The 17,459-nt window shown below is 68.1% G+C and carries 17 protein-coding genes, 1 tRNA gene and 1 pseudogene; 8 read left to right on the forward strand and 11 right to left on the reverse strand.

Going from position 1 to position 17,459, the window contains the following annotated elements; all coding sequences use genetic code 11:
• Window positions 1-143: 143 nt before the first annotated feature.
• The 3 genes from EIK80_RS19080 to EIK80_RS19090 are packed head-to-tail and all read right to left on the reverse strand — an operon-like array spanning window position 144 to window position 3,152.
• Window positions 144-548: a DUF805 domain-containing protein gene (locus EIK80_RS19080; protein ID WP_125158607.1), complete on the reverse strand. Its 405-nt coding sequence runs from the start codon at window positions 546-548 to the stop codon at window positions 144-146.
• A 42-nt stretch (window positions 549-590) separates the two neighbouring features.
• Window positions 591-1,112: a DUF805 domain-containing protein gene (locus EIK80_RS19085; RefSeq protein ID WP_125158608.1), complete on the reverse strand. Its 522-nt coding sequence runs from the start codon at window positions 1,110-1,112 to the stop codon at window positions 591-593.
• Between the two features lie 42 nt (window positions 1,113-1,154).
• Window positions 1,155-3,152, reverse strand: coding sequence for an acetyl/propionyl/methylcrotonyl-CoA carboxylase subunit alpha (locus EIK80_RS19090; protein WP_125158609.1), 1,998 nt, complete (start codon window positions 3,150-3,152; stop codon window positions 1,155-1,157).
• A gap of 21 nt (window positions 3,153-3,173) precedes the next feature.
• On the opposite strand from EIK80_RS19090, the pseudogene EIK80_RS19095 reads away from it, so the two are divergent.
• Window positions 3,174-7,122 (forward strand): annotated as a pseudogene (locus EIK80_RS19095) (LamG-like jellyroll fold domain-containing protein).
• A complete protein-coding gene (locus EIK80_RS19100; protein WP_125158611.1) occupies window positions 7,119-7,613 on the forward strand; it encodes a heme-binding protein in 495 nt (164 codons plus the stop codon). The pseudogene EIK80_RS19095 and the gene EIK80_RS19100 overlap by 4 nt, the downstream one beginning before the upstream one ends.
• Here EIK80_RS19100 and EIK80_RS19105 read toward each other — a convergent pair.
• Entirely contained in the window at window positions 7,606-8,184 is a 579-nt protein-coding gene (locus EIK80_RS19105; RefSeq protein WP_125158612.1) for a type 1 glutamine amidotransferase family protein, read from the reverse strand. The genes EIK80_RS19100 and EIK80_RS19105 overlap by 8 nt on opposite strands.
• Window positions 8,185-8,239: 55 nt before the next feature.
• On the opposite strand from EIK80_RS19105, the gene msrB reads away from it, so the two are divergent.
• Together msrB and EIK80_RS19115 are read left to right on the forward strand one after the other, a co-directional pair.
• Window positions 8,240-8,722, forward strand: a complete 483-nt coding sequence (gene msrB, locus EIK80_RS19110; RefSeq protein ID WP_125158613.1) for a peptide-methionine (R)-S-oxide reductase MsrB — start codon at window positions 8,240-8,242, stop codon at window positions 8,720-8,722.
• A 127-nt stretch (window positions 8,723-8,849) separates the two neighbouring features.
• The gene (locus tag EIK80_RS19115) at window positions 8,850-9,467 is read left to right on the forward strand and encodes an alpha/beta hydrolase (protein ID WP_125158614.1); all 618 of its coding nucleotides are present in this window, start codon (window positions 8,850-8,852) and stop codon (window positions 9,465-9,467) included.
• A gap of 20 nt (window positions 9,468-9,487) precedes the next feature.
• On the opposite strand, the gene EIK80_RS19120 is transcribed toward EIK80_RS19115, so the two are convergent.
• The 7 genes from EIK80_RS19120 to EIK80_RS19150 all read right to left on the reverse strand — a co-directional run bounded on the left by EIK80_RS19120 (window position 9,488) and on the right by EIK80_RS19150 (window position 13,164).
• Window positions 9,488-9,572: transfer RNA gene (locus EIK80_RS19120), tRNA-Leu, on the reverse strand.
• A gap of 95 nt (window positions 9,573-9,667) precedes the next feature.
• Window positions 9,668-10,177, reverse strand: a complete 510-nt coding sequence (locus tag EIK80_RS19125; RefSeq protein WP_125158615.1) for a MarR family winged helix-turn-helix transcriptional regulator — start codon at window positions 10,175-10,177, stop codon at window positions 9,668-9,670.
• A gap of 234 nt (window positions 10,178-10,411) precedes the next feature.
• Window positions 10,412-11,173, reverse strand: a complete 762-nt coding sequence (locus EIK80_RS19130) for a hypothetical protein (RefSeq protein ID WP_233586886.1) — start codon at window positions 11,171-11,173, stop codon at window positions 10,412-10,414.
• 88 nt (window positions 11,174-11,261) lie between these two features.
• Window positions 11,262-11,504 (reverse strand): hypothetical protein, encoded by a 243-nt coding sequence (locus EIK80_RS19135; RefSeq protein ID WP_125158851.1) that lies wholly within the window; start codon window positions 11,502-11,504, stop codon window positions 11,262-11,264.
• A gap of 46 nt (window positions 11,505-11,550) precedes the next feature.
• The gene (locus tag EIK80_RS19140; RefSeq protein ID WP_125158852.1) at window positions 11,551-11,799 is read right to left on the reverse strand and encodes a DUF3297 family protein; all 249 of its coding nucleotides are present in this window, start codon (window positions 11,797-11,799) and stop codon (window positions 11,551-11,553) included.
• 103 nt (window positions 11,800-11,902) lie between these two features.
• A complete protein-coding gene (locus EIK80_RS19145; protein WP_125158617.1) occupies window positions 11,903-12,370 on the reverse strand; it encodes a hypothetical protein in 468 nt (155 codons plus the stop codon).
• An 8-nt stretch (window positions 12,371-12,378) separates the two neighbouring features.
• A complete protein-coding gene (locus EIK80_RS19150) occupies window positions 12,379-13,164 on the reverse strand; it encodes a DUF4198 domain-containing protein (RefSeq protein WP_125158618.1) in 786 nt (261 codons plus the stop codon).
• 159 nt (window positions 13,165-13,323) lie between these two features.
• Between EIK80_RS19150 and EIK80_RS19155 the strand changes: the two genes are divergently transcribed.
• From EIK80_RS19155 to EIK80_RS19170, 4 genes are all read left to right on the forward strand, one after another.
• Window positions 13,324-15,534, forward strand: a complete 2,211-nt coding sequence (locus EIK80_RS19155) for a TonB-dependent hemoglobin/transferrin/lactoferrin family receptor (protein WP_125158619.1) — start codon at window positions 13,324-13,326, stop codon at window positions 15,532-15,534.
• A 143-nt stretch (window positions 15,535-15,677) separates the two neighbouring features.
• Complete coding sequence (locus EIK80_RS19160) at window positions 15,678-16,286, forward strand: YqaA family protein (RefSeq protein WP_125158620.1); 609 nt, start codon at window positions 15,678-15,680, stop codon at window positions 16,284-16,286.
• A complete protein-coding gene (locus EIK80_RS19165; protein ID WP_370450243.1) occupies window positions 16,283-16,864 on the forward strand; it encodes a disulfide bond formation protein B in 582 nt (193 codons plus the stop codon). The genes EIK80_RS19160 and EIK80_RS19165 overlap by 4 nt, the downstream gene beginning before the upstream one ends.
• A complete protein-coding gene (locus EIK80_RS19170) occupies window positions 16,861-17,421 on the forward strand; it encodes a demethoxyubiquinone hydroxylase family protein (protein WP_125158621.1) in 561 nt (186 codons plus the stop codon). The genes EIK80_RS19165 and EIK80_RS19170 overlap by 4 nt, the downstream gene beginning before the upstream one ends.
• Window positions 17,422-17,459 lie beyond the last annotated feature (38 nt).

Here is a 17,459-nt window from a genome sequence, read left to right on the forward strand (position 1 = left end):
ATCGCGGCGGATTGAACGCGGATCATTCAGCGGCGTGAAAAATCGACAAGTCATTGATTTCGTGGGGTTCGATGTCGCCAACACCGGGGATAGAGCCCCCTCAATCCCCTCTCTCTTTGAGAGAGGGGTCCGGGTGGGTCCGCCTAGATCGAGATCGTCTTCAGCGGGTTCGCCCCATAGCGGTTCGCGCCCTGCTCGCCGCCCATGACCCCCAGCTCGACGATCGCCCAGACGATCACCAGGCAGAACATGAAATCCAGGAAGTGCTCGGGCTGCGGCCAGACGGCGATCACCGCCACCAGCACCAGCAGCGACCACCAGCCCGAGCGGCCGCGATCGTGCAGGCGCTTGGACAGTACGCAGGCGCCCGAGAACAGCAGGGCCGGATAGACCAGCCAGCCCGTCAGCCAGTGCAGGGTGTAGCCGGCGATGGCCTCGTAAAGCACCGCCACGCCGATCAGGACCCCGGCCGCGATCAGGAACGGCGTCCGCGCCAGCCTGCCGTTCGACGACAGGAACAGCTCCGCCCATTCGCTACGATCGCTCATTTCGCCTTGGCTCCGAGTCGGCGAATGCGCCGAAGCGGCAATCTAGGCTTTCGGCGGCTCGCTCGAAAGAGTGGGTTCATCGAGCACCAGGCGCCTGCCGTCGGTCTCGGGATACTTGTCGGAGGCGCCGTAGCGATTGGGTCCCTTCGTGCCGTCGATGAAGCCGTAGTCGATCAACATGTACAGCGCGAGCGGGAGCATCACGAGGCCGAGCAAGGCTCCTAGCGTTGCATCACCCGCGTGGAGTAGCCAGGAACCGATCCAGGCGAGCCCATAGAGCAAGACCAGCAGGACGCTCGTGTATCGCGCCGAGCGATTCCGGTCATGACCCCGCTTGATGGCGATCGCCGCATAGGGCCACAGGAACACCAGGTCCAAGCCAACCCGCAGCGGAAAGACGTTGCTGGCCTGGACAAAGCCCATGCCTAGAACGGCCGCGCTAACACCCAGCGTCACCAGGCGTACGATGCCCAAACCGATGCTGGCGATCCAGTACTCGGAGCGTCGGAACCGGCCGTCAAAACCGAAGAGACCATCGATGAAGTGACTGGTTTTGCGAGCCATGCCGCTGAAGCTAGACAACTCCACCTGAGGTCGCAAGTCGCCTTACGCGAACTCCACCAGGACCTCATCGGCGGCGACGGGATCGCCGGCCTTGGCGTTGACGGCCTTGACGGTTCCGTCGCGCTCGGCGCGGATGATGTTCTGCATCTTCATGGCCTCGAGCACGCAGACGACCTCGCCCTCGCGGACCTGCTGGCCGGCGGCGACGTCCATCGAGACCACGAGGCCCGGCATCGGCGACAGCACCAGCCTGGAGGTGTCGGCGGCCTGCTTCTCGGGCAGCTTGTCGTGCAGTTCGGCGTTGCGCGGGGTCAGGACCAGCACCCGGGCCCTGGCGGCGCGGTGGCGGATGGTGAAGCCCTCGGCGGCCGGCGAGACCTGGACCGTGAAGGCCTTGCCGCCCAGGGCGGCCTTGAACACCGGCTTGCCCGGACGCCAGTCGATGTCGGTCAGGGTCAGGGCGCGGCCCTCGTCGAGCAGGTCGACGGTGACGTCGCCGTTCTCGCCGGCCACCTTTGCCCGGCGCTTGGCGGGACCGACGGCCACGACCCACTCGGCGCGCGGCGGACCGGCCAGGCCCGAGGCGTCGGAGCGGGCCCGGGCGGCGTGGACCCGCTGCATGGCCGCGCCGACGGCGGTCAGGATGTCGATCTGCTCAGACGTCGGCTCGGTCCCGGCGAAGCCGTCGGCGAACTCGTCCTTGATGTAGTTGGTCGAGATCTTGCCGGACCGGAACCGGGCCTGGTCCATCACCGCGGCCAGGAACGGGATGTTCTGGCCAAGCCCCTCGATGTGGAAGTCCTCCAGCGCCCGGCCCATGCCGTCGATCGCCGCCAGGCGGGTCGGGGCCCAGGCGCACAGCTTGGAGATCATCGGGTCGTAGTACATCGAGATCTCGTCGCCCTCGCGCACGCCCGCGTCGTTGCGGATCGTGTAGCCGTCCTTCTCGCCTTCCGCCGGCGGGGCGTAGCGGACCAGCCGCCCGATGCTGGGCAGGAACTTGCGGTAGGGGTCCTCGGCGTAGATGCGGCTCTCGATGGCCCAGCCGTTGATCGAGAGGTCCTTCTGCTCGAAGGCCAGCGCGTCGCCCCAGGCCGAACGGATCATCTGCTCGACCAGGTCCAGGCCCGTGATCAGCTCGGTGACCGGGTGCTCGACCTGCAGGCGGGTGTTCATCTCCAGGAAGAAGAAGCTCTTGTCCTGGCCGGCGACGAACTCGACCGTGCCGGCGCTGTCGTAGTTCACCGCCTTGGCCAGGGCCACGGCCTGGGCGCCCATGGCCGCGCGGGTCGCCTCGTCCAGCAGCGGCGACGGCGCTTCCTCAATGACCTTCTGGTTGCGGCGCTGGATCGAGCATTCGCGCTCGAACAGGTGGACGACGTTGCCGTGCTTGTCGCCCAGCACCTGGATCTCGATGTGGCGCGGGCTCTCGATGAACTTCTCGATGAAGATCCGGTCGTCGCCGAAGCTGGCCTTGGCCTCGGCGCGCACGGCCGGGAAGCCTTCCTCGACGTCCTGGCGGCTCCAGGCCACGCGGATGCCCTTGCCGCCGCCCCCGGCCGAGGCCTTGATCATCACCGGATAGCCGATCTGCTCGGAGATCGTCACCGCCTCGGCCGTGTCGGCGATCTCGCCGATGTGTCCCGGCACGCACGACACGCCCGCGGCCTGGGCGAACTTCTTGCTCTCGATCTTGTCGCCCATGGCCTGGATGGCGCCGGGATTGGGACCGATGAACACGATCCCCTCGTCGGCGCAGCGCTGGGCGAAGCTGGCGTTCTCCGACAGGAAGCCGAAGCCCGGGTGCACCGCCTGCGCGCCCGTCTGCTGGCAGGCGGCGATGATCTTGTCCGCGACGAGATAGCTCTGATTGGCCGGCGAGGGCCCGATATGCACCGTCTCGTCGGCCATCTCGACGGCCAGCGACCCCGCGTCGGCGTCCGAATAGACCACCACCGTCGCGATCCCCAGCCGACGGCACGTCTTGATCACCCGAACCGCGATCTCGCCTCGGTTGGCGATCAGTATCTTCGAAAACATCGCAACTTCCGCCCAAAGATCTTGTGCCTTGCGGCACGGCCTATCAGTCCCCGTCGGGTTTGCAAGCTTGCCCTTGGGGCGCTAAACCAGCCCCCAGGCATGACACCGGTTTCCATTAGTGCGGCGACCGCGATGAAACGCCACCGGGAGGAGACCAAAGATGAAGGCGATTTTCCTGGGATCGGCGTGTGCGCTGATCCTCGCCAACGCCGCCGCGGCCCAAAGCGCGCCCTTGGCGGCCGAGCCGGCGCTGCTGTTCAAGGTCTCGGGCGACAAGGGCCTGGTCGCCGACGTCGCCGCCGGTGACCCCGTCCCCAACTTCGCCGACAAGGTCACGCCGATCGCCGATGGCAAGGCGGGCAAGGGCTTCCACGCCGAGGACGACGGCGTCGTCTCGTGGAACGCGCCCGGCAACATCCAGGCCCAGCGCGGGACCCTCTCGTTCTTCTGGCGCTCGGGCTATCCGGTCGGGGTCGCGCCGTTCGTGATCTTCCGCGTGGGCTATGCCGACCATTCCAGCTGGGACATGGCGTTCCTGCGCATCGACTGGAACGGCCACGGCTTCGACGCCTTCGTCACCGACAACGGCCTCTCGCGCACCCGCGTGTCGTTCAAGCTCGACAGGAACCCGGCCGCGGACGCCTGGACGCATCTGGCCTTCACCTGGGACGAGACGAGCGGCGTGCAGCTGTTCGTCGACGGCAAGCTGGCCGCCAAGACCGAGGCCAAGGCCGTCTATGACGCCGGTCTCGACCAGTTCGGCGTCGCCGGCCGCGTGATCGCCCCGCATCAGGTCCAGAGCCGCTATAACTTCACGCGCGGCGGCGACCTGGACGAGCTGCGCGTCTACGACCGCCCGCTGGCGGCCGACGCCATCGCCGCCCTGGCCCGCAACGAGACCCCGGCGACGACCGCGCCGATCGCCACGCTCGAAAACCCCGCCGTCCATGCCGCCTGGAAGCAGCGCTACGGCTGGACCAAGGCCCTGCCGCCGCTCCTGACCGACGCCCAGACCACGATCCGCAAGGTCGAGTTCAAGGACGCCAAGGACATCAAGGAATGGATGTGGAAGGCCACCGACGGCATTCCCGAAACCACCTGGCCCGGCGTCTACAACCGCTCGCGCCTGCCCGGCCGTGACGACTATTTCCAGCTGCCGGACTGGAACGTCTATGTCGACGGCGGCAAGGCCCTGACCCTGACCCTGCCCGACGAGCCGGTGAACCGCATCGAGATCCAGGGGCCGGCCTATGGCGACCTGAACTGGTCGCCCCTTGGGACCGCCAAGGCCGGTGACAAGGGCGCCAGCGTCGGCTCGCGGGCCAAGGACCAGCAGCGCACGGTCAACACCCTGGCCAAGCCGCTGACCGGCGGCGTCCTGACCTTCACCAACGTCGCCCAGGAAACCCCGATCCAGGAGATCTGGGCCTACAACGTCACCGCCGGCGCGGAGCCGAAGGACGCGTTCAAGATGAGCTACGTGGTCCGCGCCGACGTCGCGCCGGACTATCTGAACCTGGCCGCCCTCAACGCCTACATCACCGGCCGCCACCCGGCCGGCGAGCGCGCCACCGTCGTCGCCCTGCCCGAGGGCGCGCCCAGCCGCAAGCGGCCCGCCGGCGACCTCGCGGGCTCGCCGGCCATTGGGGGCCTGCCGATCGTCCACGTCCTGATCCCGTCGGGTTTCGGCGACGCGCCGGCCGCCCAGCCCCTGGCCCGCAACTGGGCCTATGGCTGGGAGAACGCCCGCGACGGCCTGGACGGCGTGGCCATCGACATTCCTTCTCTGCCTGGCGCCGCTGGCGCCATCATCCCGCTGAACATCCAGGTCAAGGACCCGATCTGGCCGGGCCGCAACATGATCGACGTCAGCGTCTCGGTGAAGGCCGGCGAGGCCCGCACCGTCTGGCTGGACCTGCGCGACCGCATCCTGACGTCCGACAGCCTGTACCTGACCCTCGCCGCCGACAGCGCCGAGTTCGGGCCCAAGGCCCTGGACGGCGCCAGGATCCGGCTTGTCCTCAAGGACCGCGACAAGGCCAAGGCCGAGCACGTCACCGACCGCCTGAACCAGGTGAAGGACAACTGGGCCTTCCTGGTCGAGGAGCACACCACCTCCAAGCGCCAGGGCCTCTATCGGCGCCTCTATGCCGATATCTCGGACCTGCTGAAGGTCGATCCCGACAACCAGATCGGCCGGGAATACTGGGGCGACATCACCTATGGCAGCCAGGGCTGGCCAGCGTTCGAGCGGCCCAAGCCGACGGACGGAACGCCGCTGTGGGCCTTCCGCCAGCTGGAAGACCTCAAGCTGGTCTCCAGGTTCGTCAACTGGTGGATCGACGAGCGCCAGGCCGAGTTCGGCGACTTCGGCGGCGGCCTGTCGGACGACACCGACCTCTTGCAGCAGTGGCCGGGCCTGGCCCTGATGGGCGTCCAGCCGGACAAGATCACCCACTCGCTGAACCGCCTGACCGACGCGGTCTACAAGAACGGCATGTTCACCGATGGCCTCTCGACCATCGTGACCGACGAACTGCACGCCTACGAGGAGGGCATCAACAGCAACTCCGAGGCGATGTACGTCAACTACGGCGACCCGCTGACCGTCGAGCGCCTGTTCACCACGGTCAAGGCCCTGCCCCGCGTCGTTGACAGGAACCCGGTCGGCCACGTCCACTTCAACACCAACTGGTACAGCGGCAAGATCGCGTATCGCGAAGGCCCGTGGGAGTGGCAGAAGCCCTATTCGTTCGGCGTCACCCACCCCTCGATCCTGATCAGCGACTTCAACGGCGATCCGACCGCGCGCAACACGATCATCGGCCTGGCCGACGGCTACCTGGCCCACGTGGCCAAGGACGGCTCCTATCCCAACGAGATCAACTGGCGCAGCGACGCCGAACGCGGCGGCACGGTGCTGCAGGGCTCGGGCGCGGACGGTCCGTTCCAGGTGTTCTGGCAGGCCTGGCGCCTGACCGGCGACAGGAAGTACCTGGCCCCGATCAGCTGGCGGATCGGCAAGGCCGGCGTCAAGGCGCTGGGAAGCATCAACGAGAACGCCCTGACCGACATGGGCCTGAGCGCTTCGGCCAAGGACCAGATCATCGCCGCCGCCAGGAAAGGCGGCGCGTTCGAGCGTTACAGCGCCTGGAACCTGACCGGCGACAAGACCTACCTGGAGAGCCTCTACGCCGACGAGATCCAGTGGAACGCCCAGCACATGTACATGCACACGGAAGGCCACTGGTGGTCCGACCGCGTGGAGCTGCCGTCCGACATCCTGCAGCGCACGCGCCTGGGCGGCGTCGCCAACAAGCGCACGCAGATGACGCCGGGCCACACCGTCTCGTGGCGCTTCGACGGCGTAGACGGCGCTGAGGTGGCGGTGCTGGTCAAGGACGCGACCAAGACCGGCTTCAAGGTCATCGCCTACAACACCACCGACAAGCCGGTGACGGCGACCATGACCGGCTGGAACATCGCGCCCGGCCAGTGGAGCCTCCGCCAGGGTCTCGACGCCGACGGCGATGACGCGATCGACGGCTCGGGCGAAACCCGCTCGCTGGCCTTCGAGCGCAGCCTGGGGACCAAGGTCACGCTGGCTCCGCGCCAGACCACGGTCATCGACATGAAGCTTGTGACGGCCGGCGACGATCCGGCCAGGCGCGCCGACCTCGGCGTCGGTCGTGGCGACGTCGTGGTGAAGGGTTCGACCATCTCCGCCACGGTCCACAGCCTCGGGGCCCAGGACGCTCAGGCGGCCAGGCTGGAGCTGGTCGACGCGGCCGGCAAGGTGCTGGCGAGCGCCGCGACGCCGGCCCTGAAGGCGCCGCTGGACCTGCTGCCCAAGACCGCTTCGGTGAAGCTGAAGATCCCGGCCGGGGTGAAGGCCCAGGGCCTGCGGGTCCGCATCGTCACCGCCCAACCCCAGAACACCGCCCTGAACGACGAGGTCGTGCTGCCATGACGAAGACTATCGCCCTGATCGCCGCCGGTCTCTGCCTGGCCGGCGCGCCCGCCCTGGCCCAGACGGCGGCTACGCCCCCCGCGCCGAACCCGGCCTATTCCAGCCGCGTGATCACCCTGGCCGAGGCCAAGACCGTGGTCGCCGCCGCCGAGGCCGAGGCCCGCAAGAATGGCTGGACCATGGTCATCACGGTGGTGGAGTCGAACGGTCAGCCGGTCCTCACCGAAAAGATGGACGGCGCGCAGTACGGCTCGGGCGAGGTCGCCCACAAGAAGGCCGCGACCGCCGCCAACTTCCGCCGCCCCTCGTCCTATTTCCAGGACGCGGTGAAGGCCGGGACGCTGAACGCGATCTTCACCGGCGCCATGGCGCTGGAGGGCGGCGAGCTGCTGATGGTCGACGGCAAGATCGTCGGCGCCATCGGCGTTTCGGGCGGCGCGACCGCCCAGGACGGCGTTGTGGCGCGGGCGGGGGTGGCGGCGCTCAGGTAGCGGCGAATTCCCGCGCGAACATCGCCTCGTAGCCGGCGATCGCGTCTTCGGCCTCCGGTGCGATCAGGCGCGCGACGGCGGCGGCGAAGGTCACCGGGGCCAGGCCCGAGGCGCTGACCACCTTGCCGTCGCTGACGGCCTTGGGCGTGTCGACATAGTGCTCGGCGCCCGGATAGTCGGTCACTGTCTTGGCCAGCCAGTCCTGTCCGTTCGAGGTGTGCCTGCGCCCCTCGAACAGGCCGGCATGGGCCAGGGCCGTGGTTCCGGCGCAGATGCCGGCCACCACCTTGCCGTCGGCGAAGGCCTGGCGCAGCAGGCCGCTGACCGCCTTGTTCTCGCCCTCGGCCCACGAGTCGCTGCCGATCAGGATGAAGACGTCGGCGTCGTTCAGCACCGGATCATCGAAGCGGTAGTCGGCCGCGGCCAGCACGCCGCCGATCGAGGTCTCAGGCTCGCCGTCCGGCGTGGCGATCTCGATCTGGACCTTCAGCTCGCGGCGCAGCAGGGCCAGCACGCTCCCGGCTTCCCAATCGGCCCAGCCGGGCTGCAAAAAGGCGACGGCGACGGTCATTGAGTGCCTCCTAGGGTCCTACCGGACGAACGCGCGAACACTTACATTGGCTGTCATGACAGACACAGCCGCCCTTTCAACCGCCGGATTCGACCTGACGCCGCCGACCGAGGCCGAGCGCGAACGCCTGGAGGCCGACCTGACGGCCGAAGAGGCCCGAGTCCTTCTGCATCACGGCACCGAGGCCCCGTTCTGCGGCGGCCTGCTGGGCGAGAAGAGCCCCGGCGTCTACGCCTGCCGCCTGTGCGGCCTGCCGCTATTCAAGCACGAGACCAAGTTCGAGAGCGGCACCGGCTGGCCCAGCTTCTACGCCCCGTTCGCCGAGGATCACGTGCTGGGCGTCCGCGACGACTCGTACGGCATGGTCCGCATCGAGACCCGCTGCGCCCGCTGCGACAGCCACCAGGGCCACGTCTTCCCCGACGGCCCCGCCCCCACGCGCCTGCGCTACTGCATCAACTCGGTCTCGCTGCAGTTCGTGAAGTCGGGCGATCCCCTGCCCGACCCGTTGCATCGCGGCGACAAGATCGCGGCCTAAGCGCCGACCAAAGAGCTGGGGCGAAATCACGGTCTCGCCCCAGCTTTTCTCAATTCCTATCGAATGGATATGAATTGTCTCCCGGCGTTGGAATGGGGCATCTCCGCTGGGTAGCCAGAGCACGCCCATGACCCCTACGCCCGCCCTCTTCGAAGCGCCCCGCCGCGACCGTGCCAATTACGAACCAGAATGGCCGCCGATCCTGATCGTGCCGGGCCTCTACAATTCCGGCCCCGACCATTGGCAGAGCCATTGGGAGCGCGAGCTGCCCAACGCCCAACGGGTCGAGCAGCAGGATTGGGAGCGCCCCTTGCTGGGCGACTGGACCATCAGCCTGGCCGAGGCCATCCGCCAGAACCCCGGCGCGATCCTGGTCGCCCACAGCCTGGGCTGCGCCCTGGTCTGCCACCTGGCCCAGGTGACCGGCGGACGCGGCGTCGGCGGGGCCATGCTGGTCGCGCCGGCCGACGTCAATCGCGAAGGCCCGGCCGGCCGCCTGCTGGTCGGCTTCTCACCGATCCCACGCCAGCGCCTGCCCTTCCCCAGCCTGGTCGTGGCCAGCCGCAACGACCCCTATGTCGAACTCGAACGGGCGGAAGCGTTCGCGCGGAGTTGGGGGTCTGAGTTCGTCGACCTGGGTCGGGCGGGACACATCAATGTGGATTCGGGGCACGGGGCGTGGATGAAAGGCCGCACGCTGCTGCGGGGGTTGGCGCAGCGGGTGGCGGCCGCGGAGCGGCTATAGTCCACTATGAAGGAAAGAGTTGGTGCGGGCGGTCGGGGTCGAACCGACACTCCTTTCGGAACCGGATTTTGAGTCCGGCGCGTCTACCAGTTTCACCACGCCCGCAGGCTTCGCGTCTCCGCGAAGGGTGGTCTTCCTAACAGGCGTCGCCGGCGATTTCCAGTCTTCAGAACGCGGTTTAGCGACGGCCTTCGAAACCCCTATGGCGGGCTGATCGTCTCGCCGCCGGTCAGCTGGACGGCGGCCGTCTCGAGGTGATCCAGCAGGCGCTTGAACATCGCCACCTCACTGGGGGCCAGGCCGGCCAGCAGAGTCGCCTCATAGGCCAGGGCCAGCGGGGCGATCTCGGCGAACAGGCGACGTCCGGCAGCGGTGAGTTCCAGGGTGTGCGAGCGGCGGTCCGAGCGGACCGTCGTGCGGGCCACCAGCCGCCGGACGACCAGTTCCTGGGCGGCGCGGCTGACCCGGACCTTGTCCATCGCCGTGCGCGTGACGGCCGTATGCGGGGTCAGCGCCCCCTCGGCCAGCACCGACATCAGCCGCCACTGTGGGATGGTCAGGCCGAAGCGGTCCTCATAGGCGCGGGCGATCAGGCGACTGACCGCCGCCGACGCCGTAGCCAGCCGATAGGGAACATAGTCGATGAGGCTGACACCTGCCTCGGGCGCGTCGGGCGCGCCAGACGTGATCGGAGAGACCGTCGCGGTCATACCCTTCCTTTCGTCCTCCCGGGCGTGACCGCCTTGGAAGGCGCGGCCTTCGCCAATTCATTGCGCGTTGGTCGGGCCATGGCGTTGGCCCACGCGTCGTCTTGGTGTGAGCGTCCCCTGCCCGCGCCTCAACGACGGGGCGAGTTCGCTCGAAAGAAGACCCACATTCGCACGCCGCTTGGGCAGAGAATAGCCGTCTCGCCCACCTGAACGGCGTTCTTATGCCTCGGGACGTCAGTGATGGTCGGCGCCGTGCGGCTTTTCCTTGGGCATCGGCGGCAAGGTGGTCAGCGACTTCTGGCAGTCCTCCAGCTCGCGCAGGCAGTTGGGACGGTTCCAGAAGTCGGCGAACTCGGCCACGGCCAGACGCAGCAGCTGCTTGAATTCCTTGGAGTCCGGGCCCTTGGGGCCCCCGTGGTCCTCGTGCTTGGCCTCCGGCTTGCACGACGCCAGCAGCACGGTCTGGGAGCCGACGATCGTCACGTTGCGACTCAGCACCTCGACACCGCCGCCGCGGCACTTGTCGTCGCACTTGTGCTTGTCGTGGCCGTGCTCGGCGCAGACCTTGTCGTCGCCATGCTTGTCGTCCTTGCCGTGCGCAGCGCCGGGGTGGCCGTCCTTGGCGGCTTCCTTCGGCTTCTCCTCGGGCGGCTTGCCGTCGATGGCGTCGGACAGGTGCTGGAACGCCTTGGCGCAGGGACCGCCGAACGTCAGCAGCGGCCCGATCAGGCGGTCGACCTCGGCGAGTAGCTCGTGGGCCTTCTTTTCCAGTTCGCCGGAGTGGGCGCTGCTGGCGGCCACGCACTTGGCCTTGATAGCCTCGTGGATCTTCTTGGGAACGTCGCTGGTCTTTTCGCCCTTTTCGCCGCGCCCCGTCAGGCGGCCGGCGAAAAAGGCCAGGGCCGCGATGGCGATGCCCGCGAGAATCAGCAGGAAGACCAGGGTCGGGTCGAAGACCGGCACCGGCTGCTCGACCGGAAATTCTGACTGGTACACGGCGATCCCCCTTGGCCCCATACGCCACGCGTCGAATAGCGCGGCCTATGGTTAACGCAACAGCGTTATCTATGCACGGCCAAGGTGCTCAGGACGGGGCGGAAATGATGCTGGAGACGCGTGCGCCCGCGTCGTAGCGCGACGGACCGCCAAACACGGTCACCTCGCAGAGGATGTCGCCGCCCTCGGCCGAGGCCCAGATATAGCTGCGCTCGACCTCGACATAGCGGCCGGCGGGCGAGATCCCCTCGAAGCTGTCGCCCCAGGGCACGATCCCGCGCAGGTCTCGCCAGCGCAGGGTCACGGCGCGCGAAAGCTCGTCGCGCGCCATGGCCTCCAGGTCGGGATCACCCACCGGACTGCTCACCTTAGGGGCCTCAGCCTTCGGCGGTGTCGCGGAAATAGGCCTCGACCTCGCCCTGCAGCTTCAGGGTCATCGGGTTGCCCTTGCGGTCCACGGTCTTGCCGGCGGCGACCCGCACCCACTTCTCGCTGATGCAGTATTCCTCGACATTGGTCTTCTCGACGCCCTTGAAGCGGATGCCGATGCCGCGCTCCAGCAGGTCGGCGTCGTAGTACGGGCTGTCCGGGTTCACGGAGAGGCGGTCGGGAGGCGTGTCGCTCATGGTCTTCTGGCTTTCGGTCGGGGCAGCGCGGCCCATGTCTTGGCCGGCGGTGATAGCCACGAAACGCCGAAAATCCAAATACGGCGACGCGCCGCCCGTCCTTTTAGGCCTGCGGGTCTTCCTTTACCGGGTCGGCGGCCGACACCGTCCCGTCGTTGTTGGTGTCGTGCGTCACGAACATCCGCCAGCCGGAATAGTCGAACTCGGCGCGGGTGATGGCGCCGCTCTTGTCGCTGTCGAGCACGTCGAAGCGGACGTCGGCCTGGCGCATCTGGCGCTCGCGCTCCTCTTCCTTCTTCTCGGCCGTGCGGCTGTCAGTGGCGAGCCGCTTCTCGAGGCGCGCCTTGAACTCGCCGACATATTCGGCCCTCGACAGCACGCCGTTCCGGTCGGCGTCGGTGGCGGCGAACTGCAAGGCGCGGGTGGCGGCGTACTCGTCCTTGGTGACGACGCCGTCGCCGTTCTGGTCCTGCTCCTTGATGAAGGTGTCGCGGGCGTGCGAGGCGGCGTGGGCCGCCCCGGCGGCCAGCGAGACGGCGGCGATGGCGGCGAGAATCGTGCGGGTCTTCATGGGATGTCCTAGCGGAGGGATTCGAACGTCAGGGCGTAGGTGAAGCTCTGGCCGGGCTGACCAGCGGCGGCCGGAGCGATGCGGTAGCGGGTCTGGGCCTGGTAGATCCCCGACCTGTCGACCTTGAGGACGAAGCGCCCCTTGGCGTCGCTGGTCACGGTCCTGGGCGCGCTCTTGGTGTCGGCGTATCGGTCGTCGGCGCCCTGGACGGTGATCGGCTGGCCCGCCAGCGGCTTGCCGTCGAACAGCACCTCGAACACGGCGTCCTGGCCGGTGACGATCTTGCTGGGATGGGTGATGGCGTGGAATTCCAGGCCCTTGCCGATCGGGGCCAGGGCCGCGTCGCTCGGCGCGCCGCGCGTGACATAGACGTCCGCCATGGTCAGGCTCTGCATGTCGATGGCGTCGGCCGGGGCCTTGTCGCCCTCGAAGAACTGCCACTCGCCCTTGACCAGGGCGGCCTTGGCGACGCGACCGCCCCGCAGGCCGGTGGTGATGCGATAGGTGCCCGGCTTCTCGGTGACGGCTTCGACCAGCGCCAGTTCGCGCGTGTAGACCGGCGTCAGGGCGACACGGACTCCGTCGGGGCCGATCACGGCGTAGGCGTCGGACTTCATCACCACCTCGGGCGTGAAGAAGCTCTCGGTGAAGGCGCCCTGCACGGTGACGATCTTGCGGTCCGACGCGTCGAACACGGTCGGCAGCAGATAGGGCGAATGGGCCTGGGCGGCTGAGCCGGCCAGACCGAGCAAGAGCGCGCCGCCCAGCAGGCCAACGCGGAGAGAACGGATCATCGGGAACACCCCAGCCGCCGCTCCAGTCGCGGCGAGGCTTGAGATATTGCGATTAGTTCTGAGAATCAATTGCAAATAGCTTGACCGGTCTGGCGGGCCGTTTTACCCCGTCGCCACCAAGTTGCGAACAAGTCGCAAAAACCATCGAAGGGGATATCGATGTCTCGCCTCAAGCTGGCCGCCCTCGCGGCCGCCTCCTCCGCCGCGCTCATGGCCGTCGCCGCGCCCTCCTCTCAAGCCTGGGCCGCCGACAACACCGCCGATGCGGTCGAGGTCGACAAGGTCACGGTCACCGCCACGCGCTCGGAAAAGTCGGTCGACAAGGTCCCGGCGACGGTGAGCGTCATCTCGTCGGACGAGATCGAGGACGGCCTGGTCAAGGACATCAAGGACCTGGTCCGCGACGAGCCGGGCGTATCGGTCCGCAGCGCCCCCGCTCGCTTCACCGCCGCCGGCTCCTCGACGGGCCGCGACGGCAACGCCGGCTTCAACATCCGCGGCCTGGAGGGCAACCGCGTGCTGATCGTCGTCGACGGCGTGCGCGTGCCGGACGGCTTCGCCTTCGGCGCCCAGTCGACCGGCCGTGGCGACTATGTCGACCTCGACATCCTGAAGTCGGTCGAGATCGTGCGCGGCCCAGCCTCGGCCCTCTATGGCGCCGATGGCCTGGCCGGCTCGGTCAACTTCATCACCAAGGATCCGTCCGACATCCTGAAGGACGGCAAGACCTTCGCCGGCCGCGCCCGCGTCGGCTACGCCTCGGCCGACGAGAGCTGGACCGAGAGCCTGCTGCTGGCCGGCAAGTCGGACCGCTGGGAAGCCCTGGCGGCCTACACCCGCCGCGACGGCAAGGGCCAGAAGACGGCCGGGACCAACGACTCGGCCAATACCGACCGCACCACCGCCAATCCCGAGGACAATCAGTCCAATTCGTTCCTGGGCAAGCTGATCTACAGCCCCGACGACAGGAACCGCTTCCGCCTGACGGTCGACCACCTGGATCGCGACGTCGACTGGACCGTTCTGTCGGCCATCGCCAAGCCGCCGCTGGCCTCCACCAGCGTCCTCGGCCTGACCGCCTTCGACAAGATCAAGCGCAATCGCGTCAGCGCCGACCACCGCTTCGATGGCGGCGAAGGCCTGATCAAAACCGCCCGCTCGACCGTCTACTGGCAGAAGAGCACGACCCGCCAGTTCTCGGCCGAGGATCGCAACACCGCCGCCGACCGCACCCGCGACGCCACCTTCAACAACCGCGTCCTGGGCGCCAGCGTCGAACTGCACAGCGTGTTCGACACCGGCGCGCTGAAGCACGAGATCGTCTGGGGCGGCGACGCCTCGATCACCCGCCAGCAAGGCACACGCGACGGCACGGTCCCGCCGGTCGGCGAAACCTTCCCCGGCAAGGCCTTCCCGACCACCGACTTCACCCTGGCCGGCCTCTATTTGCAGGACGAGATCGCCGCGGGCCCCGTGACGATCTATCCGGCCATCCGCTTCGACTACTACAAGCTGGACCCGAAGGCCGACCCGCTGTTCACCACCGCCGCGTCGGGCCAACACGACTCGCACATCTCGCCGAAGCTCGGCCTGGTGTGGGAGGCCAGCGACGTGGTCACCGTGTTCGCCAACGCCGCGGCCGGCTTCAAGGCCCCCGCCCCGATCCAGATCAACACCGGCTTCGCCAACCTGGTCTCGAACTACAAGTCGATCTCGAACCCCGACCTGAAGCCCGAGACCAGCAAGACGATCGAGGGCGGCGTCCGATTCCACCAGGGCGGCTTCCGCGCGGCCGCGACCGCGTTCACCGGCAAGTACGACGACTTCATCGAGCAGGTGCAGGTCGGCGGGAACTTCACCGCCGCCAATCCCGCCGTCTACCAGTACATCAACCTGTCCGACGCCAAGATCAGCGGCGCCGAGGCCAAGGCCTCGTTCGACTTCGGCAACGGCTTCACGGTCCGCGCCGCGGCCTCCTACGCCAAGGGCTCGTCCAAGACCGACGGCGTCCGCGCGCCCCTGGTCTCGATCGACCCGGTCAAGCTGACCGGCGGCCTCGCCTATCGCGCGCCGACGGGCCGTTTCGGCGGCGACCTCAGCGTCGTCCACGCCGACCGCAAGTCGGCCAGCCGCGCAGGCGTGACCTGCACTGGCGGCTGCTTCCTGCCGCCGTCGTTCACCGTCGCCGACGCCACCGCCTGGCTGGCCGTGACCGACACAGTGACCGTGCGCGCCGGCGTCTTCAACCTCACCGACGAGAAGTACTGGTGGTGGAGCGATGCGCGCGGCCTGGCCGACAGCTCGACGGTCAAGGACGGCTACAGCCAGCCCGGCCGCAACTACAGCGTCTCCCTGGCGCTGAAGTTCTAAACCCGCCGCGATCCTCGCCGGCGAGCGCCCCGATCCGGCCGGATCGGGGCGTTTTGCGCTTAAGGGCCATGGGCGCGCCAAAAGCGCTTACACTTTGCGCGCTCACGCTTTACCACCGGCGAGGTCACGATATCGGAGTCCGCATGCTGCGTCGCCTCTACGACTGGGTCATGGGCCTGGCCGCTTCCCGCCACGCTCCGGTGAGCCTTTTCGCCGTCTCGTTCGCTGAAAGCTCGTTCTTCCCGATACCGCCGGACGTGATGCTGGCTCCGATGGTGCTGGCCAAGCCGGAGAAGGCCTGGCGCTACGCCCTGATCTGCACGATCGCCTCGGTGCTGGGCGGCGCCCTGGGCTGGGCGATCGGCTATTTCCTGCGCGATTTTGGCCTCTGGATGATGGCCGCGACCGGTCATACGGGCGGGCTCGAGCAGTTCCAGTGCTGGTATGGCAAATACGGCGTCTGGGTGATCCTGGCCAAGGGCTTGACCCCGATCCCCTACAAGCTGGTGACCATCGCCTCTGGCCTGGCCGCGTTCAGCTTCCCGATCTTCCTGGTCGCCTCGGCCGTGACGCGGGGCGCGCGCTTTTTCATGGTCGCCTTCATCGTCAAGAAGTTCGGCCCCACCCTGCTGCCGATCGTCGAGCGCCGTCTGGCCCTGTTCGCCGGAATTTTGATCGCCCTCCTTGTCATCGGCCTGACCGCCAGCCACTTCATCGGCGGAGGCGGACATGCTGGAGCTTGTGGCGCGTGACGAACGACGATCCGAACACTGAACGCCCGGCTGGCGGCGAAACGCCGGCCCCGACCTTCATCGGCGTCGTCTATGACCTCGTGACCCGCCACTGGCCGCTGGTCGCGTTCCTGTCCAGCGCGCTGATGCTGGCTATCGCCCATGGCTTCGAGACCTTCGGTCACCTCGCGCCCTGTCACCTCTGCCTGAAGGCCCGCGAGGTCTATTGGGTCGCGGGGACCGTGGGCCTGCTCGGCGCCGTCCTGCAGCGCACGCCGCTGTGGCCCCGCCTGCGCCAGCCGGCGAACCTGCTGCTGGGCGTTATCTTCCTCTATGGAACCGGCCTCGCGATCTTCCACGCCGGCGTTGAATGGAAGTGGTGGCCGGGTCCGACCACCTGCACCGGCAGCGGCGCGGCCAGCGCGGCCAACCTCTCGGCCATGCTGGACGGCTCGCTGAAGATCGAGGCGCCGATGTGCGACAAGGCCGCCTGGGTGTTCCTGGGCCTGTCGATGGCCGGCTGGAACGCCTTGGTCTCGCTGAAGCTGACCGTCTGGTCGGTGCTGGCCGGCCTGCGCAAAACGGAGACGCTGTCATGACCCGTCCGATCCCCGCTCGCCCCGGTCAAGGCGCCCTGAGTTCGCGCCTCGCCGAGATCCTGCGCGTCGACCAGGCCGGCGAGCTGGCGGCGGTGCACATCTATCGCGGCCAGGCGGCCGTCATGCGCGCCGCCCCCGGCCGTGAGCGCATCGCCGGCCAGCTGGAGGAGATGGAGGGCCACGAGCAGGTCCACCTCAGCCGCTTCAACGAACTGCTGACCGAACGCAATGTCCGCCCGACCCTGATGTCGCCGGTCTGGCGCGCGGCCGCCTTCGCCCTCGGCGCGGGCACCGCCCTGCTGGGCGACAAGGCCGCCCACGCCTGCACCGAGGCGGTCGAGACCGTGATCGAGAAGCACTATGCCGGCCAGATCGAGGAGCTGAAGGACCGCGACCCGGCCCTCGCCGCCGAGCTGACCCAATTCCGCGACGACGAGCTTGGCCACCGCGATATCGCCATCGAGGAAGGCGCGCACGAGGCCGTCGCCTATCCGCTGCTGACCGCCGTGATCCAGGCCGGCTGCCGCGCCGCCATCAAGATCAGCGAGAAGATCTAGACCCTCGGCTTGGCGCCCGCCGCGCGCGCGCCTACCGA

The sequence above is a fragment of the Caulobacter sp. 602-1 genome (assembly GCF_003931565.1).
Taxonomy (GTDB): domain Bacteria; phylum Pseudomonadota; class Alphaproteobacteria; order Caulobacterales; family Caulobacteraceae; genus Caulobacter.